Below are 26,539 nucleotides of genomic sequence, written 5' to 3' on the forward strand. Positions count from 1 at the left end.
AGGACAGCAGGCAGTGAGGAGGGTGTCCATGTGGGACCCCACGAACTTGTTTCTCAATGGGCCGTACACGCCTTGGCATGAGGAAGGTGAAGCGTTCGACCTGGAAATCGAGGGGGAGCTGCCACCCGAGCTGAGCGGTGCCCTCTACCGGGTCGGCACCAGTCAGGCGTACCGCCCCAGTGATCCGAGCCGGTATCACTGGTTCGACGGTGACGGCATGGTCCACGCTGTTTTCCTGCGCGAGGGCAGGGCGAGCTACCGCAACCGGTACGTGGCGACCGCCGGACTACAGCTCGAGCGCCAGCAGGGCAAGGCGATCTTCGGCAGCTTCATGCACGGCAGCGACACCCCGCTGCCCGAGGGAGTATTCCCGAAAAACCCCGCCAACACCCACGTCGCCGTCTACGACAACCGCCTGCTGGTCCTGTGCGAAGCCGCCCCCCCACACGAGCTGCGACCGGACACTTTGGCCACGACCAGCCAGTGCTACGACTTCGGTGGCGAGGTCGTCGGACCCATGACGGCCCACTACAAGATCGATCCCGCCAACGGCGACATGCTGTTCTTCGTCACCATGGCCGGCACCGTCACCTGGTACCGGGCCGACAAACAGGGCAAAGTCCTCGACCGCCACCAGGTCGACCTGGGTGTCCCGACCTTCGTCCACGACTACGCCGTCACCACCGACTACGCGATCTTCCTGGCCAACCCATCGATGGTCCGAATGGAGAATGTCTTCCAGGGCCTGCCCTCGACGGTCTGGGAACCCGAGACATTGGACACCTGCCGCTGGGCTGTCCTGCACCGCAAAACCGGTGCGGTGCGCTGGTTCGAAGCCCCCGACGCTTACGCCCCAACCCACTTCCTCAACGCCTACCAAGACGGCACCACGATCGTCGTCGACGGACTCCGCACCGACCGCTTCGGCCCCAGCAAGCAAGAAATCGAGTCAGGGCCGCCGGGCGGGGACTGGAACTGGTGGTTCAAGCAATTGGTCGCCACGCCCTGGCGCTGGGAACTCGACCTCGCGACCGGGACGATGAAGGACAGCCAGGCCACCGACATCCTCGGCGAATTCCCCCAGATCAACGAACAACGCACCGGCCTGTCACACCGGTACGGCTACTACGCCACCACCCGGGGCGCCGGCGACTGGTTCACCGATGGCCTGGCCAAACACGACTACCACACCGGCGAGACCGCGATCCAAACCCTCGATGGTTCACTGACCTCCCCCAGCGAACCCCAATTCGTGCCCCGTCCCGGTGCCACGACCGAAGACGACGGCTGGCTGCTTTCGATCTGGTGGGATCCCGCCGCCGACCGCAGCGAAGTCATCGTCCAGGACGCGCGGGACTTCACCGCCGCCCCGATCGCCCGGATCAAGCTCAACCATCGGGTTCCCATGGGATTCCACGGCACCTGGGCCACCGCCGCAGAACTCGACGCCGCCATACTCGGCGCCTGAGCCACCCGGCGCAGCCACGAGCCGCCAGGGTCACACGCCCTGGCGGCCCGTGTCCGGGCTGTTCAGCAACTCGTCTGCAGGATCGCGTGACTCAGACCCTGCCCTGCAGCTTTATCGGAATTCGGCCGGGCTCGTCCGAGCGCAGGAACCTCTGCACTGCGACCCGGTGCCGGTCCGACGTTTCCTGCACTTCGTCTGGAGGCCCCCGTCGTGTCGTCTGGCACTGTCCCACACCCGATAAGCCGCAGCCTGGCTCTGCTCGGAGTGGTTCTGGTGGCCGCACAGAGTTTCCAGATCATCGTGTTCCCAAGCTTTCTCCAGGCCCTGCTCACCGAGCCCGGGTGGCATTTGTCCCCGCGCGATGCCGGGTTGATCGGGAGCACGGTATTCCTCGGAATGCTGGCAGGCGCCACCACCGCCGTGCCGCTGGCGCGGCGTCTCGGGCGTCGGCGGGCCACACTCGCCGCGGTCCTGTGGTCGACACTCTCGTCGGGGGCATGCGCGCTGGCCACCGCCCCCTGGCAGCTGGGGTTTCTCAGAATGCTCGCCGGAATCGGCATGGGTGCCGCCATTGTCTTGATACTGGGATTCGCCAAGGACGCCGCCGCCAAAAACAAATGGGCGTTCGGAATCGCGCTGTTCGGAATGCCGGTGGTAGGAATCGTTACCCCACCCATCATGGGCGAACTCGCGGTCGACGGCGCTTGGCGTGTTATGACAGTTATCGGGGCAGGCGTGGGGAGCATCGCCTTCGCCCTGGCCGTGTGGTTGCTGCCCCACGGCGCCGACATATCCATCGTCGCTCTTGATGGACGAAGCCGCGCCACGTCGACCAGTCGCGTCGTCGTCTGGACCAGCATCGGCCTTATCGGAGCGACCGTGATCGCCTGGTCGAGCTTCCGGGAATTCGGCCCCGCCTACCTGGGCTTCGGCACGGTGCTGGACACCGGGGTGGTCATCACGCTCTTCGTTGTAGCGGGTACCGCGATCCACCGTCACGAAACGCCTGGCTCGCTCGCGCGGACCGTTCGGGCGACCGCGGCATTCGTCCTGATCAACCCACCTACCTTCATCACGCTCTTCGTCGTCGTGGTCGTCGGCGCCGTCAGCAAGGACATCACAGGCGTCATGACGTTGTTCGGTGCGTGGATCGCAGACAGCTACAGCAGGTCGCTGACCCTCAGCGTCACACCAGAGGTGTTCGAGGCCCTTCCCCGACCGACAGCCCACAGGGTCGACCACACCACACCGGTGCCACACGATATCCGCCCGCGCTCCGACAGGTGACGACGAAATCCACGACCCCAACTTTCCGCGATCCCGTCAGCGCTCCGGCGCCCCGCCACGGACACCCACAAAGGATCCGCCCATGACCGACATGATCGACCTCGTTGTCGCTGATCGCCGCCAAAGAGGCCGCCGACGTCGTATCCCTGGTCCTGCGTGCCGCCGGGGGCCATCCGTTGCCTGGCTGGGAACCCGGTGCCCACATCGACATCGAGCTGGCACCTGGTCTCGAGCGCCAGGACTCCCTGTGCGGCGGCGACTCGCACTCCTGGCGCATCGCCGTTCTGCGCGAACCGAACGGCCGCGGCGGATCCGAGTTCGTTCACACGACTCTCCTACCCGGAGCACGGGTACGGGGCCGCGGTCCGCGGAATCACTTTTCCCTCGAAGTCGCGCCCGCCTACCGTTTCATAGCAGGCGGCATCGGCATAACCCCCATTCTCCCCATGCTCGACTACGCCTGCCCAGCACCGTGGACGCTGCTCTACGGCGGGCGCTCTCACAGCACAATGGCCTTCACCGAGGAGCTGACGTCCCGTCACGGTTCCGGTCGCATCTTCCTCCACGAGGGCCTCCTCGATCTGCACGGTTACCTCGCGGATCTGCGCCCGGGCGAGCTCGTCTATGCCTGTGGCCCCGCCGCGCTGCTCGAGGCAATCGAGTCCATCGTTCCCGCGGCGTCCCTGCGCACAGAGCGCTTCACGGCACGCGTGGCATCCGACTCCGTCAACGCCGCCTTCGAGGTCGAACTCTCGCGCTCGCGCCGGATCTTGCCCATTGCGGCGGACGAGTCGATCCTGTCTGGTCTGCTGGCCGCGGGCGTGGACGTCCCGTACCACTGCACCGAGGGCATATGCGGCACCTGCGAAACCCGCGTCCTCGCCGGCGATGTCGACCATCGCGACAGCATCCTGACCCCGCAGGAGCAAGCCACCGGCGCGACCATGATGATCTGCATCTCCCGGTCACAGACCCCGCGCCTCACCCTAGACCTGTAGGCCGTTCCCGACGCGGCGCTGCCGGTCGATCGCGTGCGCGAGCGATCCCTCGCGCACCCAAGAGGGGTCGAGTGGTCGCCCACGCGGGGCGCGTGCTTGGTCGCGATGGCAGGAAGTTTGCGTCTGCCCGCAGCGCGCATCCCTTCGGGTCCGCCGCAGCCCGACAGGATCTCCAGCGCCGCCGGGTGGACGACGCGCGGCCCCAGGACACGTTCGAGGGCGGGGTGGACGCTGGTCAGCAGCCCGCGGATGCAGTTGCTGTGCGAGTCGCCTCACCGGCGAGGTCGTCGTCGAAACCGACCAGAACGCCGAGCTCGGTGAGGGTTTCCGACACCGACTCGCCGCAATGTGTGTGGCATGGTGCGGACCACCAGGGACGACCCCGTTTTCGCCGAGAAACTGCGACGCCGCACTTGGAGATACACCGCCCGGAACAAAGCGTCCTGATCGAACGACCGGACTCGCCGCCGGGGCAGCAAACCGCGACGGGGAGTTGAGCAAAGACTTCGCGCCCACACGTTCGTTTACGGCACCGCTGCCTCGCCCGAGCGGGTGCCGGGCCACCAGTTGCGTGCCCCGAACAGCTTCATCATGGCCGGTACCAGCATCATCCGAACCACGATCGCGTCGAAGAAGACGGCTACGGCCAAAGCGAAGCCGAATTGTTTGAGTTCGAGGACATCGGCGGTGATGAAACTGGCGAATACCGCGATCATGATCGCGGCGGCAGCGGTGATGGGGCGGGCGGTGTGCTCGATACCGTCGACGATCGCGGTGTCGTTGTTGCTTGTGCGCCGGAACTCTTCGCGCATTCTGCCGATGAGAAATACTTCGTAGTCCATCGACAGCCCGAACACGACCGCGAAGACGGTGACGGGCAGGTACACCTGGATGAAGCCGGTGCTGTGGAAGCCAAGCAGGTCCGAGGCCCATCCCCACTGGAACACCGCGACCGTCAGTCCGAGCGCCGCGCCGGTGACCAGCAGGTTCATCAATACTGCCTTGGCGGGGATGACGATGCTACGCAGCACGACCGCGAGGTAGACGAACGAGAAGCCGAGGATCAAGGCGATGACCCAGGGCATTTTCGCCGATATTTCCGCTGATGCATCGACAACCAAGGCCGTCGTTCCGCCCACCGCCGCCTCAGGTCCTTGATTCGCGGCCAGCTGGGTGGCGGAGTCTCTGAGCGAGCCGATCAGGTCATTGGCCGCATTCGAATCGATCGGGACCGAGGCGATGACGACGAGCAGTCGGCGGCCGTCCTTTTGTTGGGTTTGGGTGTAGGCGACCCGGGGGTCGCTTCGCACCTGATCCGCGAAATGCGCGGCTTGCAGGAATTGTGTTTCGGTAAGAGGGGAATCGTGGGGGCCGGTCAGGACGATAGTGATCGGCGAGATGGTGCCAGGGGCGAACTTCTCGGTCAGGATCTTGTCGGCTCGTCCGCTGGACTGCTCGGCGAGCGCGCCCGCTCCGATATCCACGCCGTAGCGAATCGATCCGAGGGGGATCGCGCACAGCACCAGCAGCAATGTCGCCAGCGCGGTGTATCGCCACGCGCGAGCTGTGACATGGCTGGCCCAACGCGACCACCAACTCGTAACTGCTGGTCCGGTGGTCGACTCCGAGGGCTGGGATCGTACGGGTAGCGCGAGGAAGTTCACCCGCGGTCCGAGGATCGCCAGCACGGCAGGCAGTAGCGTCCAGGCTACGAGCAGCACACACACCACCGTCACAGCCACGACAAGGGAAATGCTGCGTACGGCGGGGACATCGACGATGGTCAGGGCACCCAGCGCGATCATCACCACCAGACCGGAGATCGCGATCGTATGCCCGGCTGTCCCCATTGCCACTGCGACCGCGTGGTCGACCCGCTCCCGCCGTGATTCGACATCGAATTTGCGGAGTTCCTCACGGAACCGGCTGACCACGAACAGCGAATAATCGATCCCCAGTCCGAGCCCGATCATCGATGAGACCGTGGTGACCAGGGCATCGAAACTCATGAGGTTCGACATCAACGCGAACAACCCGAACGCCGCGAGCAGACCGAGGCCGGTGGCCACCAGGGGCACGAAACCCGCGACCAACCCACCGAGAGCGAGGATCAGCACTGCCAGGGCGATCGGAAGGCCGATACTCTCCGCACGCGTGGCATCCTCGGATTCCACCGTGGTCAGATCCACTGTCATCGGTGAATAGCCGGTCAGCGCCACCGTCACTTCGCCGGTGACCCGATCGGCGAGAAGGCGCTGGAGCCGTTCGGACACCTCCACTCGCTCACGCGGCCCTCCGCTGATCCCGACCAACGCCACCGCGGCGGTCTTGTCCGCGGAGATCAGCTGTGACCCCAGCGGTTGATAAGGAGCGATGACCCCCACCACCTGATCGTCGGCACGCACCGCCGCCACTACGGATTCGACCGCGGAGCGGAACGATTCACCCTCGACGGTCACCACTGCGGAGGTGAAAGTGAGGACCAGTTGCTCGGAACCGAATGATTGGAAATGCCGCGTCACGAGCTCGTCGGAGCGACTCGATTCCGTTCCGGGGACCGAGAAGTCGACACCCACCAAGCTGTTCTGCAGCACCGGATACAACAACGCCGAACCGATCGAAATGAGCGCCCATACCCCGACGACGAACCAGCGATAGCGGGCGACGCGGCGGCCCCAGTAGTAGCCGAAAGGCGGCGAACCTGTGCCGCGGTCGTCTCCTGTGATGGTATCGAGCATCAGTCCTCGACATTCGGTTCGAGGTCACGACCATAGATGCGGTACACCCGGTGCGGTGCCTTGTCGATGCGAGTCAGGAACGAGCCTTTCATCCATGCGCTGTCGTCGAGAACCGGTGCCGCCTCGACATTCTGATAACGCTTGTCCTTCATCCGTTGACTCAATTCCATGATCAGTAATGGTGCTACCGCCCGATCCGGGCATTCGGGGTCGACGAAAAGCATGTCGACGCGGACGGTGTCGACGATTTTGTGCCGACCAGGCCGCTTGAGGTGCCACACCGTGGCGAGATCCCGAGCCGATCGGAAGGGCAATCGCGCCGCGTGTGCTGCGGCCTGATTTGCGTCGGGTATCGCCATCAGGAATCCGACGGGCTTTCCATCCAATTCCGCGAGCAGGACAAGCTCGCGGTCCAGGATGGGCAGCATGAGTTTCAGCAGGTCGAACAACTCCGCCGCGGACAACGGTGAATAGCCCCAGAAGTCGACGAATGCCTTGTTGTACAAGGCGGCGACGATCTTCGCGTCACGGCGGATCGTTCGGTATTTCATCGTTCGAAACGTCACGTCGGACCTGGCACGCACCCGCTCATACATCTGCCGGTGACGTGCGAAGGCGGGGTTGGTGAACAGGATGTAGGGGTCGTCGAACTGGTAGCTGTAGAAGTCCTTGACTCCGACGAGCCCCCATTTTTCGAACTGTCCGCCGTAGTAGGCGGGGTTGTGCGGCATTCCCACCAACGGCCGCTCGGGCGCGTCGCCGACAACGACACCGGCGCTGTAGAACATCGACGGGCTGAACGGCCCGGACATGCTGGTCAAATTCTGGTCGGCAAGCCAGGCGGATGCCGCGTCCAGCAATGCGTCCGCGACGTCCTGCTGATCGATGGCTTCGTAAAATCCGAAGAATCCGATGCTCTCCTCGGTGTATTCGGTAAACCCCAGATCATGGATCGCCGCGATGCGCCCCACCGGAATTCCCTGGGCCCGGGCCACGAACGCTTGGATCCGTCTGGTGGCCGCTACCGATGTCGGCGGTCGGATCAAGACGCGGTCGATGTCGATCGAATCGTCGGGCGCCGGGAACGGGTCGTCTCGATAGATTCCTCGGGAAATTGCACGGAATTCGTCCCAGTCGGGGCGGGTCAGCACTGCGTGGACAGTGATCATGTCGCCTCCCCGTGAACTCGATCGTCGCAGACTGATACTCGTGCTGTGCCCAGCCTGGTTTTCCCGGCGAAGACGTACTGCCCGGGACGGACGTCGATATCTGCGACCAGTTCATCGGGTAGGAACACGTCGCACTGGGAACCGAAGCGGATCATCCCGTACTGCTGTCCGCGGGTGACGTGGTCTCCGGTTTTCACGCGGGCGACTATCCGGTTGACCCATAGGTCCGCTATCTGGGTCACCGTGACTATCGCTCCGCCGGCATGCCGGATGCCGACCGTCAGGCGTTCGTTGGTCAGCAGGTAGTCGCAGCCGTCATCGTAGGGGGTCTGACGAGCGATGAGGTTGGCGCTCATTCGCGCCATCGAGCGATTGAACGGTGCGGCGGCGCGGTGCTGACGGAAGCAAATGGTTCCGGCGATCGGCGCACGGTTTCGGTGCACCGAGTACTCGGTCATATAGATCCCGATGAGATAGCCCTCCGATACCGTCGCCAGCCCGGCGAACTCCGTGAGGGTGATCGTGCGCCCCTTCTTGACCGCGTCCGGAATCGCACCACTCTGGATCGGTTTGACGTAGGTGACCACGCCATCGGCTGGGGCGACGACAGCCCTCGGATCGGCCGGGGGCGTGCGCTCGGGATCGCGGAAGAAGAACCGCACGCGCCAATAGACGAATGCGGCGCCCAATCCGCCGGTCAGCGCGACCACCGACGCAGCGATCGCCCGTGTGGAATGTACGCTCATCAATATCGACTTTCGTCCACTCGCTCCGACCAACTGACGAATGCACCCAGCGGTCGTGCGCGAATGCCCCTCGGCAACAGACCGATCAGCGCGCATACTCCGTAGAAGCCGAGCGAGAGCGTGAAGTTGGCAAGTTCGCCGTCCCGGAGCACCTCACGTAGCCGGACGGATGCCGGTTCGTTTTCGTATTCCACGTCATACCAGCGCGAGAGGAGCTGCTGTCTTCAGTTGCGCTTTCTCGAAATAGAGCTTGAACAGCCGCCGGTTGTCACACCATGAAGTGTCGTACCCGGGCGGGAAGATCACTTCTGACTTGTGTACCAGCCGCATCAGTTTGTCGATATTATCGGACAACATGGTGTCGGCGAACTTCGGTGAAATGCGCGAACTCACACGGTCGACAAATTGATCCCACGTAACCAATTCCAACCCGAGCAACTCCGCGTAGAGGTCGTGACCATAGCCATGCGGATTGCTCGGCAACAGTCGCGGTTGCGGATGTTCTTGAAGAGCATTGGTAGTGAGAACTTCACACATCACATCTACGGGGATGTAGTTCATGCCGGGACCGTCCCAGATCGCACCGACCGCGAGTGCCAGCTCGATGATCCGCCAGAACGTATAAACCCGCCCGGGATCCAAGCCTCGATCGGTGCTTCCGAGGATATAGGGCGCCTCGCACAATGTAATCGAGTAGGTGTCCGAGCGCGCGAGCCACCCGAGCAACGTGGCGTTCACCCACTTCATTTGCGCATACCCGGAGTACCACCACGAGTCACCGCGCCGGAAGTCGTCGGGCTTTTGATAGAGATGCGAACCGATACTGCCGACATAGGTGACATGTTTCCGGCAGGAGGTAATAGAAAATTCCAGCATGCGGAGCAGACTGAGGAACCAGTCGTTGCGCAGCTCCAAGTAACTGTCGGTGTAGTCGGTCGAGCTCGCACAGTTGAATACTTGGCCGATTTCCTCGGCCAGTTCCCGATACCGCGCACTACTCAGCCCGAAACGCCGTTGCGTCGGCGTCCCCTCCACAATTCGGAGCTTGGCTATATCGACGTCGATCTCGTAATGGGCCAGCGTGCGCTGCAACCGGTCGTAGGCGGACTCGTCGCCCTGCGGTCGCACGACGGCCCGGACGACGTCTATGGAAGGGTCCCGGCTCAACCGACCGACCAGGTGAGCACCCACAAATCCGTTGGCACCGAATACGAGCGCGTTCGGCTTTCGCGTCGACGGCATCGCCGCCACGCGGCGACGCGTCTCGTCGTCGATATAGGGCCGCAGCGCCGCAGGGTCGCCGGTACTCAGCGCCACGACATCGGCATACTTCCCGCCGAATCGCAACCCTCGACTCTCCGCGGTAATCAAGGCGTCCGAATACGGCCACCGCGGCCGCGACAATTCATCCCCGAAAGCCAGCTTGTCGTCCATATGCACCATTTCTTCCAGTAGTCGCAATGCGTGAGGCTCATGAGTGCGGGCCCGAACGGTCGGACCTACCGACCGTCGGACGCTTGGAATCCCGGGCCTCGAAGTGATGTGAGCAAGCAAAGTCTCAACGCCTGCTGAGACTTGCAGGTGATTGAATCCAAGTCAATGAGTAGCGCGGCGGGAAACCACATGCTGTGACGATTCACAACGCTCGCGAAGCGAGTAGTTGATCACCGGCGAGCGTGGGCAGCGCTAGCACTGGACCGGCAGCTACGCGGCGTAACAGCGGTATCGCCATCACCGCCTAGAAGCAGCCAGCAGATCGACGGCTGGGAATGCGCCGGGTGAGGCGACTCGACGGTATCGACGCGGCGGGCGCGTCACCGCCGCGTGACCGACCGGGCAGGTCTCACAACATCGGATGAACGAAAACCTTCGCCAGGGCGGCATCGATGTCCAGGCTCGGATCCAGTAAGGCCGCAGCCCGTGCGGCCGATGTCGCAAGCTGGATGATCCATTCGACCACGGTCTCGACCGCGAAGGTTTCGCCGTCGTCCAACCAGTACGCGGCACCCTCGTCGATGGCCGCCACGATCGCGCGCCCGGTCATGCGCACCGCGGGACGCTGGGGGTCCATCCCGGCTACCGCGGCGAGCCACTCGATGGCCCGCCACCGTGCATCCTCGAACGTTGCCCACGCCTCGGGGTCGGCGCCGCGACCACCGAGAATCAACCGCAGTGACAAACCTTTGTGCGCAGCGAGATAGCGCAGATGCGACGCCAGCGCCTCCCGGATCTGGCGCTGCGGGGGCAGGTCCGGCCGCAGCACCAACGATGCGTTCAGTTCTTCGGCGGTCTGACGCATAACCGCGAGGTAGATCTCGCGCTTGTTGCCGAAGTGGTGATACAGCAGGCCGTGGGCGACCCCCGCGGCCTCAGTGATGTCGGCGACGGCGACCTCGTCATAGCCGCGCTCGGCGAACAGCCGTACCGCCGCATCGAGTAACCGTTGGCGGGTTTCACTGGCTTGCGCAGCTCGCGCTGTTCCGCGAGTACCGGCCCGTGTGGCGGCCATCGACATCCTTCCCCTCCGCCGGGTCCTTGCCCTCCCCCGATCGGCGTCCTCCCGATCCAGAAACAAATTGATTCTATTTCATTGACCTAGATTCAACTTGTGAAACATCGCACTCACAGCGGCCTTCGCACCGCTGGCGCAGCGAGGGCGTGACTCCGACGTAGCCGCCCGGCCCGCGGTCATCCTGCCGCGGACACCTACGGAAAAGCGCTGCTCGGCGTGCCAGAACACATCACGCCGCTCATATGAGCGCGCCAATATCGGCAGGTGGCGATGTCGCGGTCGATCACGAAGCTCGAGCATGATCATTTCTAGGGCAGTGAAGTTTCGACCATTTCGACGATCGATGTGATGGTTGCCGGATCCAGTGCCGACTGTTCGAAGTGAACCTGTCGATCGATAAGTCCCTCGATGACGATCACACACAATTCAGCCGCGGCGGCGTTCGGCCGATGCCCGACATCGGCGAAACGATCCTGGACGAACCGCACGAACGCCGCGCGCTGCTGCTCGAATTTGTCGCGCAGAACCGGGTTGGTCCGGCTCGCGCCCACCAAGTGGTGACGCGCGACCACACGATAGCGAGCCTGCGCTCTGGTCATCGCATCGATGAACTGGGTCACTGCTGCGGTGATCGCCGCCGCCGACCATTGCTGTCCGCCAGAAAACAACTCCTGCGCGACGGCCATGTCCTGAACGAACAACTCCTCGACCGCGAGTTCGAGCAACCGCTCCCGTGTCGGCGCGTGATAGTTGACAGAACCGGTAGGCAGATCGGCTGCGGCGTCAACTGCCCGGTGGGTGAAACCACGCATGCCCTGCTCACCCAAAACATGCAGGGCAGCCACCGCGATCTGCTTGCGTCGTTGCGCGGAATCACTACGCGCTTTGCGCTGCTGGGTCACCTCACAGAATGTAGTCACCGAGCCAGAATCGCCCCCGACACCGCCGAATCCCGATGCTCGATCCAATTCCGCCCCGCCGCACGGGGTGCCTCGCACACGCCGCGACCGGGAATCCAATTTTCCCTGATCATCCACGCTGCCATGGATGGTGGGCGCCGCCTCTTCGGGGTGGTCGGATGGCTCCCGAAATCGTTCACGCCCCGACGGTGCGGCCGAGCACACCACACCACGGGTCGTGCGGTCGAGCGCCCACGACCACGGAGGTAACCCCTTGGCCCACAACATGATCCAGCGATCCTGAACCAAACACCTCGGCACTGCCGACGGGTGGTGGCTGTCGTGCTGATCGCACCGGTCATCCCACCACAAACACCCGTGCACGAACTACGCACCGCACCACGGCAGGTCGCGACACCCAACGCCCCGGCATCGTCTACAGCATGTGCGCCCTCGGCACCGCCGGACGCATCCACGACCGCGCAGTACTCGACGCACTCGACTGGACCAGCGGCACCCCGCCTCGCAATCCGCTGCCATACGACGGCATCCGCTCATCCACCCCACCGATCTCGGCACCGCACACGTTACCGGCGGCTACTTCCGCATCCCCTTCCGGCAACGACACCAAGCAGACCTGGACATCGGCGATTCGCCTGCCATTGACAGTGGGCGGGTCGTGGCGGCGTTGCCGGCAGTCGTGCCCGATGACGACGAAGCCCGAACAGTCATTCCGGCGATGCAGGCGGCGGCACGCGGGATCTCCGTGGCTCGCACAGTACCTATCGCAGCTGAGGTGCGAATCGCGGGCCGAGAGTGATCAGGGTGCGGCGCTTTCCGGCGCGGTGGAGATCGTTAGGTCGCTGACCGTCTGCTCGAGTTCCGCGACGCCGGACGATGCGCGGGCCGTGGTGCGCCAGGCGACGTGCCCGTCGGGTCGGACCAGGACGGCACCGTGCTCGCCGACCTCGAACAGGTCGAGCATCTGCTGCCGGTCGGCAATTGCGGCGTCCAGGCCCACCACGGTGACGGGCATCGCGGCGGAGACGGCGGTGCGCCAGGTCTGCGGCTCCGGGGTGAACAGCGTGTAGTCACGCAGGTCGAGCAGGTCGTGGGTGGACACGACGCCGCCGTCACCGGCCAGCCAGGCGTGCGGCAGACGGGCACCGGGCCACGTCGTCGGCCGGTATTCCATTACGCCTTCACCGTGCATCGGCTGTGGCGTCGGCTCGGTCCGGATGAGACCCCCGCAGTAGGCGTAGCCGAACTCGAGCCCAGTGGATGCGAACTCTTCCATCTGGCCCGGTATCCGGCGTTCGACTGCCTCGCGCCGGTCGCGCGCAGATGCGCTGTCTCCCAATAGTTTCGCGGTCGGCCGCATCGCAAGCTTCATCATGCCGTCGGCGACGCGCCGTGTGATCATCGCAGGGAGCCGATCGACGAGAGGGTGTGCAAAAGTGCGGGTGACCCGGGCAAGGGTGCGGTTGCCCGAGGTCAGTCCATCCATGACATCGTCGAGATTGAAGTGGTTGGCGACGCTTTGCGAGGCGAAGCGTTCCACCACGGGCCGTCGTTCGGGTTCGTAGCTGTCCAGCAACGTGGCCGGTGCGCGGCCCTCGAATACCGCGGCCAGTTTCCAGGCGAGATTGTGCGCGTCCTGCACACCGCTGTTGAGGCCGAACCCGCCGGTATGCGGGAACCGGTGGGCCGCGTCACCGGCCAGGATCACATTGCCGCTGGTGAAGGTCTCGGCCATCTGGCTGGTCATTGTCCAGGTGCCGGTGGAATGTATCCGAAACGGTTCCTCACGCCCGATCACCCGCGGCAGCGTCCGCGCCCAGAACCCGCGCCCGTCCCGGGCGATCTCCTGCTTTTCGCTCAGGTACGGGGTCATCAACACGTAGTTGTCGTCAGCGTGTGCTACCAAAATGCCGCAGAACGCCGGGGAGTAGATGAAGCTGAGCAGCGGGCGGGTGCCGTCGGAGAACAGCTTGGCGTTGAAGAAGACGCTGGCCATGTTGGCCAGCACCGGCCCGCGCATCGCGATGCCCAGCGCGTCGCGCACAGCGCTGTTCGCGCCGTCGGCGGCGACCACGAACCGCGACGTAATCTCCTCGGTGGCACCGTCTGCGGCTACCGCCCGCACCGTCGCGCCCGATGGCGTCGTACTGACGCGCTGTACCTGGACGCCTCGCCGGACGTTCACGAGGGGATCAGCGTCGACGACGTCCCAGAGGACCGCCATGAGCTGCTGCTGGCCGATGTGTGAGATGAGGAACCGGCTGTGGCTCTTGACGCGCTCCACCCGCTCGGTGAAGGCCAGCAGGTCGATCTCACCCAGTCGCGGGCTGCTCAGATCGGTGTACCACCGGATCGTGGCGATCTCCTCGGGCGGCGGTGCCAGGGCGGCGATCCGCCCGGCCAGTTCCGGGGAGGCGTGGTGCCAAATTTCCTGTGAGCGGGCGTTCAAAATCGTCGCGGCCGGGTGGTTCAACACCTCGGTACGGCGTTCCAGGACGGTGCTGGCGATACCGTAGCGGGCCAGTAGTAATGCCAAGGTACATCCGGTCGAGCCCGCGCCGACGATGGTCACCTGGGGCATGGCAGCGTCTCGACGTTGATCTTCTCGGGTGTGGTCTCCTGAGCCGTGCCGGGTCGGGGGGTCGACTGAGACATCTTTGTTCTCCGGTTCTCTGGGTCAACGCTCGGTGTTGTGCTGCGCGCCGAGGTCGAGCACTCCATCGTCGGTACGGGTCGGCTGCATACGCGGTGTGAGCATCGACGTGGCGGCGGGGATGAGGCGGCCTCGGATCTCGAGGTCGATATTGCGGCGGACGATGCCGAATCGTGGCCCGATACCATAGGCGGACAGGTCCACCCGCGCGGCCGTCGCGGCGACGAGTTCGGGGCCGTCCGGTGCAAGCTCGACATCGAGTTGCATTTCGGTCGTGGCATCGCGAACGGTCAGCTTGCCTTGCACCTCGAGTCGGGTGCGTCCGCGACTGACGGCATGACCATGGAACGAAATCACCGGGTGCGTTCGCGCGTCCAGGAACTCGGGCCCGCACAGATGCCGGTCTCGCATCCGCATACCGGTGGTGACGCTAGCGGCGTGCAGTTCCAGCAGAACCGTGGCGGTTCCATCCTGACTCCAGGTTATCGAGCCGGAAGCTCGGCGAAAGCGGCCGCAGACCGGGAGCAGCCCCCAGAGCCCGCGGGCGGAGAACCCGATGTCCGCGGTTGTCGGGTCGAGTTTCCAGACACCAGCGCGAACCACCATCCCGGTGTGCGCTCGATCACCAGTGCTCATGCCCACAACCGATCCGATGAACCTGTGCGTGCGTGAATGCATTCCGAAAATGGCATGGCGACAACATATTTCACTGTTCCAAGACTCTCATCAAGACAGGGGCGTTGCGGCCCGCCACATGCAGCCGGGTCGACACCAGCTAGGTCGACCCTGACAGCGACTGCGTCGACGGATTTTTCGGACAGTCGCTCCAGCCTGAGCGAGTTGCGAATTCGACCCACCATATCGGCAACGATGTTACCGTTATTGCGGCCGGTGTCAACAGCGGGGTCACACCCTGAGATTCAGGAACGTCTTTGAACTCCCGATCACGGTTTCAAGCCTCACCCGCAGCCCCCTCCGCTGAAGGTGGTGGTTCGTATGCCCACGCACCCGGCGGCCAAGGCTTTCGCGGAGCGAAGACGACCACCGCCCGAGATCTCTATCAGTGCGGTCAGGAACGCTCGCGCTGGGCCTCGTCCGCGATCCAGGCCGCAATTTGCGCGCGGGAGGTGAATCCGAGTTTGCTCAGGATATGTTCGACATGCCCGTCCGCGGTGCGCTGCGAGATCACCAATTTCGCGGCGATCTGCTTGTTGGTGAGTCCCTGGGCAATAAGGTCTGCGACCTGCCGTTCGCGCTTGGTCAATGTCAGTTGCGAAGCGCGCGCGGTGGCGGGCGGCGCCTCACCCAGTGCGTAGGTCACTGCGGCGTTGTGTTCCATGGCCTGGCCGCGCCGGAAGGCCGTATCGAATCGTCGTTCGCCGAGCGTGCGACGCACCGTGCGCTCGCATTCGTCGTGAACGTGGGTCGCCCCCGGGAAGACAGCAAACCCAGACGCGGCGGACCGCAGAAGATTCTCCGCGGCACCCATCAGCACGGCCGCGCGCTCACCGTCCTCATCGGCGACGGTCCAGGCCAGTCCCTCGAGATCGAGCGCCGCTACGACTGGGCTGCGCATGCGCTGGTTGACTCGCAGCGATTCCTGCAGCAACTGCTGCGCGTGAGACCCCTCGCCTTGCAGCCATGTTGCAAGGCCCAACCCCCACAGCGCACTCGACCGATAAAGTGATTCACCGCATTCTTCGGTAATAGACAGGATTTGCTCGTGACATTCGATTGCCCGCGGTATATCGCCCTGCGCTGTATAGGCCCCACCGAGCAGCATCAACGCGGAAATGTATAGGTACCCTCGCCTATTCGAGCTGAACGCCTCCACGGCACGCTCGAAGAAGGAGACTGCGCGAGCGGGGTCGTCTCGATAAAGCGCCAGCATGCCGTCGGCGTAGGCGATCAGCGCCTGGTTCATGGGAGTGGGATCCTGTTCGGCGAGGTCGCGTGCCTGCTCCAGTAATGACGCTGCCGATCGAAGGTCCCGCTGCGCCGTGGCCATGATAATGCTGGCTTCAAGCGCCTTGACACGGTCGGATATCGAGCCCGCGTCCGGGTTGGCCAGGGCGCGGTCGAGCCACCGTCGACCTTCACCGTACCGACCCCGAAAGCTCCAGAACCCGAATAGCGCATTGGCGGTGCGCAGCCCGGCATCGGCCGAGTCCGCACTGTCCTCGGAGAGGGAGAACTCGAGGGCAGCCCGCAGATTCGGCTGCTCGCGATCGACGCGAGCCAGCCAGTCGGGCTGGCGGTCACTGAACCAGTCCGCCACCGAATCCAGCACCAACCGCTGGCACCAGTCGCGGTGTCGTCGACGCAGATCCCGGTCTTCGCCGGACTCTTGCAACTGCTCGCGCCCGTAGTCGCGCATGGTCTCGAGCATCCGGAAGCGCACGACGCCATCCACTTCGTCGCGGTTCACAATCGATTTGTCGACCAGGGAGGACAAGGCATCCAGCAGATTCTCCGGCGCAAGGTCGGCGCCGCACACCTGCTCGGCGGCATCGAGTTCGAAACCGCCGGCGAACACCGACGACCGGGCCCACAACCGCTGCTCGACCGGCGTGCACAACTGATAGCTCCAGTCGATACACCACTGCAACGTCTGCTGCCGCCTAGGCGCGCTGCGCATACCGCGGGTGAGCAGCGCGTACCGGTCGCTCAGCCGCTCCAGGATCTGCTCAGGCGACATGGCGCGCATCCGAGCCGCGGCGAGCTCGATCGCCAACGGCAACCCGTCCAACCGGGCACAGATCCCGACCACCGCGGCCTTATTGTCCTCGGTGACCGCGAACCCCGGCACGGCCGCCGCAGCGCGATCGGCGAACAAACTCACCGCATCGTATTTGGGCAATCCCCGCAGCGTCAGCGCACCGCCAGCGCCAGGAACGGCCAACGGCCGCACCCGCAACACCACTTCCCCGGCGACATCCAACGGCTCACGGCTGGTGACCAGAATCCGCACACCCGGACACCCCAGCAACAACTCCTCGACCAGCTCCGCCAACGCCCGCACAATCTGCTCGCCGTTGTCCAGAACAAGCAGCATCTCCCGGGAACGCAGGAACCCGAGCAGCACCTGCCGCATCGGCCGAGCCGAATCGTCGCGCAGGCCGATACCGGCCGCCACGACATCGACCAGCAACACCGGGTCCCGCACGTCGGCCAGCTCGATCATCCGCACCCCATCGGCGAAATCGCGTCGAGCATTCGACGCCGCCCGCAGCGCCAGCCGGGTCTTGCCGACCCCACCGATCCCCGCCAACGTCACCAACCGCGACACCGACAGCAGGTTCTTGATCTCCGCCGTCTCAGTGCGACGGTCGACGAAACTGGTCAACTCGAGCGGCAGCTCACCAGTGCTACCGCGACCCTCTTCGATCCGCCGCGGAGCCGAATCCGGCATGTGGTCCCACACCCCTTGGGCTGCAACCGGTTTCCCGTGCAGAGCCATCTCGCCCACCTGGTATCCGTGGTGGTGTTGTACCTGCCGGATCGCCTCGCCGATCTCCGACGCCGACGGCCGCTTCGTCGGATCTCGGTTCATCGCCGATTCCACCACCGCCGCCACGTCATCGGGAATTCCGCCCGCACGCAGGTCCGGCACCGGCTGGCTGGTGATCCGTAAGAACTGTGCCACCACCTGCTCACCGCTCCGACGCTCGAAGGCGGCATGCCCGGTCAACGCGCAGAACAAGGTCGCACCCAGACCGTAGACATCCGCCGCCGCAGTCGGCGTCTCGCCGCCGAGCACCTCCGGTGCCGTGAACGCCGGAGAAGCGGTCAAGATACCCGTGGCCGTCTCGAACCCGCCGACAATGCGGGCGATACCGAAATCGGTCAACGCCGGCTCCCCGTAATCGGTCAGCAGAATATTGCCCGGCTTCACATCCCGATGCACGATGCCGAGCCGATGCGCGCTCTCGAGCGCACCCGCGACCTTCACCCCGATCCACAACACGGTCTGCACCGGCAACGGACCCTGCCGACGAACCCACGTGTCCAGCGAATCCAACGGGTGATACGGCATCACCAGATAGGGCCGCGCGCTCGCGGTGACACCCACTTGGAGCACCGTGACAATGTTCGGATGCCCGGTCAACCGACCCATCGCCTTCTGCTCGCGTAAAAACCGCGTCTGGTTGTCTTCGTCCAGCTCGGCGGTCAGCACCTTCACCGCAACCGTGCGGTCCAAGACCACCTGCGTGCACCGATAGACCACCCCGAAACCACCGCGGCCGATCTCTTCGGCGTCCTCGAATCCGGACGCGCTCAACTCCACCGAGACGGGCATATTCACGTCACGTTGGGTCCGCGGTGACTCATCGCCGACCATCAGCGGTGGGCAATCCACTCCATACGTGCACGAACATCGGGCACCATGCGCTTACCTTTCGACAATGCCCAGCGTATCGCCGACCACAGTGCACGGGCCGTCCTTGTCGGCTTTCAGCCGAGAGCGCCCTCGCCCGGAAAAGCGGTGGACCTCGCTCGCCGCCTGCGCCGGCGACTGCTTCAAACGACGCTTCAGCCGGCGCACCCTTGCGACACCTGTCAAAGTAGATCGAGAGCGGCGCGCACAATGCTGTCGGAGTCGATGCCGTGATAGCGGTAGACATCGTCGAGGGAGCCGACCTGCCCGAACCGTGAGACACCCAATGCGGTGTGGCGCACCCGATTGATCCCGGACAGGAAAGCCAGCGTGTGTGGGTGGCCGTCGAGGACCGTGAGCAGCGGGGTGGCGCGATCGGAAGGGAAGAGCTGATCGAGAATCCAGGTCTCGCCGGTGCCTCGGCCTCGGCGTGCCTGGATTGCTTGGAACAGGAGGCCGGGGCTGGTGATGCAGAGGACGTCGGCGGGGACACCTGTGTGCGTGAGACGTGCTGCGGCGGCGAGGGCCTCGGTCATCATCGCGCCCATTGCCGCGATGGTCACCTTGGCGTCGTCGTGACGGACCAATGGGTAGCCACCGGCGACGACCTGTCGGCGGCGGCGTTCGCGTGCAGCGGGGTCCGATGGGACTGCTGCCAGCGTCTGGTCGACGGGCCGGGTCGACAGGCGCAGGTAGGCCGAGGAGCCGTCCGGCCGCCCGAGGCGGAACAGACAAGCGAGCAACGTCCACTCGACGTCGATGGAGAATGCGGGTTCGTAGCTGACACAGCCCGGTTGTTCGAGGCCGATCGAGGGTGTCTTGATGGATTGGTGTGCTCCGCCCTCGGCGGCCAGGGTGACGCCGGACGGAGTGCCGACAAGTATGGATTGGCCGCCGGCGTAGATGCCATACGACCAGGGTTCGAGGGCGCGTTCGACGAAAGGATCGTAGAGAACTCCAATGGGGAGCAGCGGCTGTCCCCATCGACTCCAGGTTGCGCCGAGTTCACCGATCAGGCCGACGAGGTTCGTTTCCGCGATGCCCAGTTCCATGTGCTGGCCGGTGGGCTTTTCGCGCCAATGCAGGATTGTCTCGGCGTCGTCGGCGAACCAGTTGTGTCGTTCTGCCGACGACCACACCCCGACCTTGTTCACCCACCCGGCGAGGTTGGTCGTCGAACTCACGTCCGGACTCACTGTGACAACACGTTTGGCCGCGTCGGGCGCCGCCCGGGTCAAGTCGAGCAACACCCGCCCGAGCGCTGATTGCGTGGTCGCCGTGCTCTTGGGAGTGCGGCCGAAATCGGACGGAATCGTCGCGGGTCGGGCAGTGCTGATCGGGTCGCGGCGCAGCCGTTCCGCGACCATAGCGCAGACGCGTCCGGATGCGGTGCCGTCGTCGAATCGCTGCCAGGGTTTGTGGGGGTCCATGCCCAATTCGCTTGCCAGCTGGGCGTACTCGTCGACGCTCAGTAGTGACGAGTGGTTTTGGGGGTGGCCCTGGATGGGCAGTCCGTAACCTTTGATGGTGTAGGCGAAGATGATGGTCGGCCGTGTGTCATCGATCTGCCGGTACGCCGCGGACAAGGCCGCGAGGTCGTGGCCGCCGAGGTTGCGGATCGCCGCGGTCAACGTTTGGTCGTCGATCCCGGCGATCAGCTCTGTGATTTCGGTGCTCCCGTTCCCGGTGCCGGGCAGCCGGGTACGCAGTTCGTCGGCGTTGCAGCGCAGCAGCCGTTGGTATTCCGGATTCGGCATATCCAGGATCCGGTCCCGGAGCTCGGCTCCGCCGGGTCGGGCGAACAGCGTATCGAGCAGCTGCCCGAATTTTACGGTGATCACTTGCCAGCCCGCGGCGTCGAACATCTTCTCGAGCCTGCGTGCGGCGATGTTGGGTACCACACGATCGAGAGATTGCCGGTTGAGATCGACGATCCACACCACCTCGCCCAAATCGACTATGCCGGGATCGAGGATGGCTTCCCACACCGCGCCTTCGTCGAGTTCGGCGTCACCGACCAGGGAGTACTGGCGACCGGTGCCGGCGTCGCCGCCGATGGTATTGACATAACGGCGCGCCATCGCTCCCCAAATCGGAGCGGTTGCTCCGATTCCGACCGATCCGGTCGAGTAGTCGACGGGGTCGGGGTCTTTGGCCCGGCTCGGGTAGGACTGCAATCCACCGAACTCGCGCAATGCGGTCATGTACGACTCGTCGAGTTCGCCCAGCAGATAGTTGATGCTGTGCAGGACCGGGGACGCGTGGGGCTTGACCGACACGCGGTCACCTGGCCGGAGGTGCTCGAACCACAGTGCGGTCATGATCGACACCATCGACGCGCACGACGCTTGATGGCCCCCGACCTTGAGCCCGCTCGGGTTGGGGCGTACCCGATTGGCATGGTGGATCATCGCCGTGGACAGCCACAGCACTCGTTGCTGAATCGCCTCGAGCGCTTCGGGAGGGGGCGCACCGAAGCTCTGGGCTTCAGGATCGACAGCCGGGGCGTTCATCGGGGCTTCTCCTCGCACCAAATTTGTTGCGGCCATGCGCATTCGAACTCTCGGTCGGGGGCACACAGTGACCGGATCCGGATTGCTCATGGACGTTGTGCGTCCGAATCGGGATTCAGCCGGGAATCGGGCGGATCGCCCTCCTATGACCGTCCTGTTGTGCAGAACTGCCGTCCAGTGCAGCAACTCAGCGTCTTCTGCGCAATACTTGTACCTCGAGTTGATCAGATTGCATCCGAGGGATCCGTTCCGACTACACCGGGGTTATCACAATGCCAAGCACGCCCACCGTCGACCAGATCGATGCGCGGATCCTGCTCGCGCTCGCCGACGCTCCGCGGGCGACCGTGCTGGCTCTTGCCGCCGAGACCGGACTGTCACGAAACACTGTGCAGGCGCGCCTGAGCAAGCTCGACGCCGCGGGCTCGCTGCACTCGTTCGAGCGGCGCATCAATCCGCTGGCGCTGGGCTACCCACTGCAAGCATTTGTCCTCACCAACGTCACCCAGCGCAAACTCGCCGCTGTCGCGGCAGCACTCGCCGACATTCCGGAAGTCCTCGAAGTACACGGACTCAGCGGTGTCGCCGATCTGCTCATTCATGTAGCAGCCCGCGACGCGGATGACCTCTACCGAGTGGCTGGTCAGATCCTCGACATCAAAGGCGTTAAACGCACCAGTACCGCACTGGTTATGCGCGAACTGGTCGACTACCGCATCAATCCGTTGGTCGCCGCACTGGCCAGTGCCGCGCAGGACGAACGTCAACCCGATTCACGGTGAGACCACATCGAAGCCTGGGACAGGCTCGCACGCCCGCAAGTGGTCGGCTCAGGTGAGGGAACAGGAGTGCGGGAGATCAGCTCGCACCAACAGTTGCGACTGGGCTCGGCAGAGGATGTCGACGTAAGCATCAGACATGTACCGGGAACCGGGTCGGGAGTACGCGCAGATTTCGCGGTAAATCGGCGGTGTCAACGACCGGGCGAAGCGACGATATTCCCCCTGTACCGCATTGTCGGGGACCAGCGTAACCGCCACACCGCTGGATGCCAGCTCCAATGCGGCCTGGACCTGCATGGTCCAGACCGCGGCGAGCGGTTCGAATCCTGCTGCGGCGCAGAGTGTTCTGATCACCCGGGTCAGCCCGTTCTCCTTGTCGAACAGCACCCACTGATGGCCCTTCAGATCCGCCAATGACAGCGGCGCGTCGGTTAATACGCCGCTGTCGCGCCCGGCGACAAGGACCAGTTCTTCGAATCCGATGGAGGCCACATCGGCGCCGGATAACCCCGTTCGAGGACCGATCGCCAGATCGCCTTCGCCGTCACGGAACGCAGCCTCCATCGCTGTGGCATGCGGGTAATCCTTGATCTCGAGCACGACCTCGGGAAACCTTTCGTGCCAGACGGCGATGCCCGAGGGAAGGATGGCGTTGGCCACCGATCGGACGGTGAGCACCTCGAGATCGCCTCGTCGACCGGTCCGCGCATCATCAACTGCTTGTTCGGCTCTCTCGACGACGGCGAGAATATCTTGCGCCACGGGCAGCAGTGCCCGGCCCGCGGGAGTGGGCCGGACACCCTGCGCCGTGCGATCGAGCAGCGTGATCTTCAGATCTGTTTCCAGACGCTTTATCTGCTGGGAAAGTGAAGGTTGAGCGATGAACATCCGCTCGGCCGCCATGGTGAACGACTTCAGCTCACAGACCGCCACAAAGTATTGAAGCCGTCGTAGATTCACGAGTCCGCACGCTACGAGCCCCCATCGGCTTTGTCTATATGGGCCTGGGTCTCAGTCTCAGGGTTGGAGTGATTCGGCACATTGGCTAGTCGGATCCGTCAGGCACCTGCGCGAGGTGGCTTTTGACAGCCTGTTCCAGGTGCACCAGGTCGTTGGCGATGCTGACGTAGTTGAAGCCTTCGGCTAGTCGGCGCGCGGCGGTGACGCCGTCCGGGCAATGGATGCCTACTGCTTTTCCTGCCGCTTCGGCAGCCTTCAGCACGGTGCGGAGGGCGTCGTCGAATTCGGCGTCGACCGCGGGGTCGGTGGGGGTGGCGCCGCCGAGTGCGAGGCGCAGGTCCGATGGTCCGATGTAGATCGCGTCGACGCCGGGAACCGACGCGATCTCGGCGGCATTGCGTAGTCCGGATACGGTCTCGATCATCACCATGCAGGCGATCTCGGCGTTGGCTCGGGCCGGCGACGGCCCGATTCGCAGCCCCGCGCGCAGGGCCCCGTTACTACGGTGGCCTACCGGTGGGAAGCGACAGGCCGCCACCGCGGCTTCGGCCTCAGCCGCCGTATCGACCATCGGCACGACGACGCCGCGGGCACCCGCGTCGAGGGCCTGGGCAATCCAGAACGGATCGTTGGCTTGCACCCGGACAAGCGCTGCCGTGCCGGTGCCCGCGGCGTCGATCGCGGTGATTCCGGCCAGCAGGCCCCGATATTCGATCAGGCCGTGCTGGGCGTCGATGCAGACATAGTCGTAGCCGGACATGGCGATCCGTTCGGTGGCCACCGGGTTGTCGCACACCACCCAGTAGCCGATGGTCTGTCGCCCGGACCGTAACCGCTCAGCGAATCCTGTCGCGCTTGTTGTCGAATTTCTTGTCATAGTGCCCCCTTAATGGGAGTGATTGTTTCGATGTTCGGCAAGGGTGTCGAAGCCGAAGTCAGCGGACAGATCCCGCCATACGGCGTGCGCGTGATTCGCCTGACGCTGCGTGTTGTCGTACTCGATGAGCAGGTCCGGGCCTTGTATCCGGTAGTAGTGGGGATCATCGGGTGCCATACCACCCGCCCAGCCGAACCAGGTGACGTCGAGCACCGCGTCGGTTGCGTAGCGCGCGGCGTGTACCTCTGCCATCGCGGCCGATACACGGCCGGTGTACAGCGCGATCAGTCGTCGCAGCTCGTCGCGCTGGGTGGAATCGAGGTTGCGCGCACTGATTCCTTTGGGCGGAACGGAAATCGCCAGGGCAGCGTGATCGGCTTCGGTGTACCCGCTGGCTTCTTCCGCGTTCCGGTCGACGTCATCGACAAGCTTGTTCAGCGCGGGGTCCGCGAACTGGCCGCGCCACAGATCCTGCATATGCATCATGGTGTCGCCATGTGTCACACGGGCTCGGTTGCCGGACACGATGTCCGATATCGCGGACTCGTGCAGCAATGCGTGTTCGCGCTGTTCCGCGTTGAAGGACCTGACGAGGTTCCGTGCGACATCCTCGATCCCGCCGAGCGGCCGTAGCGGCGCCCCACCCAGCAACAAGGTGCTTGCCGGGTCGGCGCCGATGAAGCAGGGTGTCGTCGACACGAGACGGCCGCCGACGATGAGGTTGTTGAGCGAGATGTGATGACCTCCGAAGCGCCAACCCCAAACCGGGTCGCCCGGCACGCCGAACACCCTGAGCCAGTACAGTCCGGGATCGCGACCCCGTTGCGGGCCCAGCGAGCCTTCCAACCTTCGACCTGGTCCAGGACGTTCTCTAGACCGACCACGGTCGCGACAGTGGCGTACCCGGCCTCGGACAGTCCCGACGCCACCAACTGCATCGCCAGGCTCTGCTGATGCGCCAACTGGTGACGTAGCGCGAGCCCGCCATGGTCGGTCGGCGTGTAGTACCACCGCACTCGCTCCGCTTCGGCATCGGGCACCAGCGGGGAATCGAACAGTGCGGCGGCACGCTGACCGGAGGTCAGTGCGTCCAGCCATGCCGTGGCAGCGCTCGCCATCGCGGCGGCCACTGCCTGCCGTGGTTCGTCAATCGCGGCCGACATCACCGAATCCGGGACGCTACCGACCATGGATCGGTTCCCCATCGTCGTACACATCGAGCATCACCTTGATGGCATCGCCTCTTCGTTCGGCGTAGGTGTCGAACGCTTCACCGATGTCGCCGAGTGCGAAATGGTGTGTCACGAGTGGGTCGGTGTTCAGTCTTCCCTGGCTTGCCAGGGAAACGGCTCGTGCAACAGAGCCTGTTCCCTCGCCACGAACGGTCTGCAATGAGATTCCGTTCATGACGGCATGGTTGAGGTCGGCCAGCACCGGCTGCTCGAAAAAGCCCACGAGCACGACTTTGCCGGACCGCTTGGCCATATGGATCGCCTGATCGACAGCGGGCGCGGCGCCCGAGCACTCGAGGACGATATCGGCGCCGCGCCCACCGGTGAGATCGCGTACCGCGGCGACGGCGTCCATCGCGCGCGAGTTGAGCACCACGTCGGCGCCGAACTGCTTGCCGAGCGCCAACCGGCTTGACCTGGTACCCACCAGAGCCACCGGGTCGGCTCCGAGTTGGCGGGCGACCTGAACGGCCAGCAGCCCGATGGGCCCGGGGCCGATCACGGCGACACTCGCGCCGACAACGAGGGAGCCGAGGACATCGAAGGCGTGCATAACCGAGCCGACAGTGGTGAGAACTACCGCCGCGTCGAAATCAACGGAATCCGGCAGCCGATGCAGGGTGGACACATGATTGACCACATATTCGGCGAACCCGCCGTTGACCGTCATCCCCTGTGACCGATGCCCTTTCTCCCGCTTGCCGGAGTTCAGGCAATCGGTGTAGGAACCCGAGAGACAGTTGACGCATCGCATACAGCCGCGATGCGCCTCGGTCACGACCCGGTCACCAACCGAAAACTCGTCGACGCTGCTCCCCACCGCAGCCACCACACCCGCGTACTCGTGCCCGGGGACAAAGGTTCCCGGAGGCGGTCCGTCACCGGCGAAGAACTTCCGACTTCGAATCTTGAGGTCCGAACCGCACAGCGATGCCCGGCGGACCTGGACCAGGACGTCGTCCGGTCCCACCTCGGGCACAGGCAACCGCGTGGTTGCGATCGTCCCGGGCTCGCCGAGTACGGCAGCCAACATTGTCTCAGAGGGCATCTGCAACCTTTCAGTTGAAATTCGAGCAGAAAACCGGTTGGTCCTCGATTGTGTTGGCCCCGTCGTCGGCAAGTCCAAGACCAGAAGCGCGAGACACGCATAGGCAACACCTATAGATGCTCGTGACGTCCGTCGCGTGGGCCACCGCTAACAAAGCGTCGGCGCGGCTCGCCTGGAGGAGGGGAGATCTTGGCTGTGAAATCCTGCTCGAGCTCAGGTCCGGCGCAAATTCCGGTTGGCACCGATCTGCGTCGACCG

Annotated in this window: 18 protein-coding genes and 2 pseudogenes; 4 read left to right on the forward strand and 16 right to left on the reverse strand. The window is 64.4% G+C overall.

Annotated elements, in window-relative coordinates:
• Positions 1-28 precede the first annotated feature (28 nt).
• The 3 genes from ACFYOW_RS25175 to ACFYOW_RS25185 all read left to right on the forward strand — a co-directional run bounded on the left by ACFYOW_RS25175 (position 29) and on the right by ACFYOW_RS25185 (position 3,753).
• Positions 29-1,468, forward strand: a complete 1,440-nt coding sequence (locus tag ACFYOW_RS25175) for a carotenoid oxygenase family protein (RefSeq protein WP_387291780.1) — start codon at positions 29-31, stop codon at positions 1,466-1,468.
• A 264-nt stretch (positions 1,469-1,732) separates the two neighbouring features.
• Positions 1,733-2,755, forward strand: coding sequence for an MFS transporter (locus tag ACFYOW_RS25180; RefSeq protein ID WP_387292401.1), 1,023 nt, complete (start codon positions 1,733-1,735; stop codon positions 2,753-2,755).
• Between the two features lie 104 nt (positions 2,756-2,859).
• Positions 2,860-3,753 carry a PDR/VanB family oxidoreductase gene (locus tag ACFYOW_RS25185; protein ID WP_387291782.1) on the forward strand — a complete coding sequence of 298 codons (894 nt, stop codon included), beginning with the start codon at positions 2,860-2,862 and terminating at the stop codon, positions 3,751-3,753.
• Between the two features lie 77 nt (positions 3,754-3,830).
• Here ACFYOW_RS25185 and ACFYOW_RS25190 read toward each other — a convergent pair.
• From ACFYOW_RS25190 to ACFYOW_RS25240, 11 genes and pseudogenes are all read right to left on the reverse strand, one after another.
• A pseudogene (locus ACFYOW_RS25190) lies at positions 3,831-4,118 on the reverse strand (IS110 family transposase); the annotation flags it as partial.
• 159 nt (positions 4,119-4,277) lie between these two features.
• On the reverse strand, positions 4,278-6,491 hold the full coding sequence (locus ACFYOW_RS25195; protein WP_387291784.1) for an MMPL family transporter: 2,214 nt from the start codon (positions 6,489-6,491) through the stop codon (positions 4,278-4,280).
• Complete coding sequence (locus tag ACFYOW_RS25200; RefSeq protein ID WP_357474370.1) at positions 6,491-7,660, reverse strand: hypothetical protein; 1,170 nt, start codon at positions 7,658-7,660, stop codon at positions 6,491-6,493. Before ACFYOW_RS25200 ends, ACFYOW_RS25195 begins: the two co-directional genes overlap by 1 nt.
• Complete coding sequence (locus ACFYOW_RS25205) at positions 7,657-8,406, reverse strand: phosphatidylserine decarboxylase (protein ID WP_387291786.1); 750 nt, start codon at positions 8,404-8,406, stop codon at positions 7,657-7,659. Before ACFYOW_RS25205 ends, ACFYOW_RS25200 begins: the two co-directional genes overlap by 4 nt.
• Before the next feature lie 195 nt (positions 8,407-8,601).
• Positions 8,602-9,840 carry an SDR family oxidoreductase gene (locus ACFYOW_RS25210; protein ID WP_387291788.1) on the reverse strand — a complete coding sequence of 413 codons (1,239 nt, stop codon included), beginning with the start codon at positions 9,838-9,840 and terminating at the stop codon, positions 8,602-8,604.
• Between the two features lie 409 nt (positions 9,841-10,249).
• Positions 10,250-10,915 carry a helix-turn-helix domain-containing protein gene (locus tag ACFYOW_RS25215; RefSeq protein ID WP_357474379.1) on the reverse strand — a complete coding sequence of 222 codons (666 nt, stop codon included), beginning with the start codon at positions 10,913-10,915 and terminating at the stop codon, positions 10,250-10,252.
• A gap of 311 nt (positions 10,916-11,226) precedes the next feature.
• Positions 11,227-11,838, reverse strand: coding sequence for a TetR/AcrR family transcriptional regulator (locus tag ACFYOW_RS25220; protein ID WP_387291790.1), 612 nt, complete (start codon positions 11,836-11,838; stop codon positions 11,227-11,229).
• 799 nt (positions 11,839-12,637) lie between these two features.
• Entirely contained in the window at positions 12,638-14,419 is a 1,782-nt protein-coding gene (locus ACFYOW_RS25225) for an FAD-dependent monooxygenase (RefSeq protein WP_387291792.1), read from the reverse strand.
• 96 nt (positions 14,420-14,515) lie between these two features.
• On the reverse strand, positions 14,516-15,127 hold the full coding sequence (locus tag ACFYOW_RS25230; RefSeq protein WP_387291794.1) for a YceI family protein: 612 nt from the start codon (positions 15,125-15,127) through the stop codon (positions 14,516-14,518).
• A 433-nt stretch (positions 15,128-15,560) separates the two neighbouring features.
• A complete protein-coding gene (locus tag ACFYOW_RS25235; protein WP_387292403.1) occupies positions 15,561-18,791 on the reverse strand; it encodes a protein kinase in 3,231 nt (1,076 codons plus the stop codon).
• Between the two features lie 260 nt (positions 18,792-19,051).
• A complete protein-coding gene (locus tag ACFYOW_RS25240) occupies positions 19,052-21,382 on the reverse strand; it encodes a pyruvate dehydrogenase (protein ID WP_387291796.1) in 2,331 nt (776 codons plus the stop codon).
• A 272-nt stretch (positions 21,383-21,654) separates the two neighbouring features.
• On the opposite strand from ACFYOW_RS25240, the gene ACFYOW_RS25245 reads away from it, so the two are divergent.
• A complete protein-coding gene (locus ACFYOW_RS25245) occupies positions 21,655-22,164 on the forward strand; it encodes an Lrp/AsnC family transcriptional regulator (RefSeq protein WP_387291798.1) in 510 nt (169 codons plus the stop codon).
• A 48-nt stretch (positions 22,165-22,212) separates the two neighbouring features.
• Here the strand turns inward: ACFYOW_RS25245 and ACFYOW_RS25250 are convergent, their stop codons facing one another.
• The 5 genes and pseudogenes from ACFYOW_RS25250 to ACFYOW_RS25270 all read right to left on the reverse strand — a co-directional run bounded on the left by ACFYOW_RS25250 (position 22,213) and on the right by ACFYOW_RS25270 (position 26,281).
• The gene (locus ACFYOW_RS25250; protein WP_387291800.1) at positions 22,213-23,124 is read right to left on the reverse strand and encodes a LysR family transcriptional regulator; all 912 of its coding nucleotides are present in this window, start codon (positions 23,122-23,124) and stop codon (positions 22,213-22,215) included.
• Between the two features lie 85 nt (positions 23,125-23,209).
• The gene (locus ACFYOW_RS25255; protein WP_387291802.1) at positions 23,210-24,001 is read right to left on the reverse strand and encodes an HpcH/HpaI aldolase/citrate lyase family protein; all 792 of its coding nucleotides are present in this window, start codon (positions 23,999-24,001) and stop codon (positions 23,210-23,212) included.
• Between the two features lie 9 nt (positions 24,002-24,010).
• Positions 24,011-24,847: a DUF3500 domain-containing protein gene (locus ACFYOW_RS25260; protein ID WP_387291804.1), complete on the reverse strand. Its 837-nt coding sequence runs from the start codon at positions 24,845-24,847 to the stop codon at positions 24,011-24,013.
• A gap of 20 nt (positions 24,848-24,867) precedes the next feature.
• Positions 24,868-25,218 (reverse strand): annotated as a pseudogene (locus tag ACFYOW_RS25265) (DUF3500 domain-containing protein); the annotation flags it as partial.
• Positions 25,181-26,281 carry a zinc-binding dehydrogenase gene (locus ACFYOW_RS25270; RefSeq protein ID WP_387291806.1) on the reverse strand — a complete coding sequence of 367 codons (1,101 nt, stop codon included), beginning with the start codon at positions 26,279-26,281 and terminating at the stop codon, positions 25,181-25,183. The gene ACFYOW_RS25270 and the pseudogene ACFYOW_RS25265, both read right to left, overlap by 38 nt.
• Positions 26,282-26,539: the final 258 nt, after the last annotated feature.

It is taken from the genome of Nocardia sp. NPDC006982 (genome assembly GCF_042869435.1).
In the GTDB taxonomy this organism is placed as follows: Bacteria; Actinomycetota; Actinomycetes; order Mycobacteriales; family Mycobacteriaceae; genus Nocardia.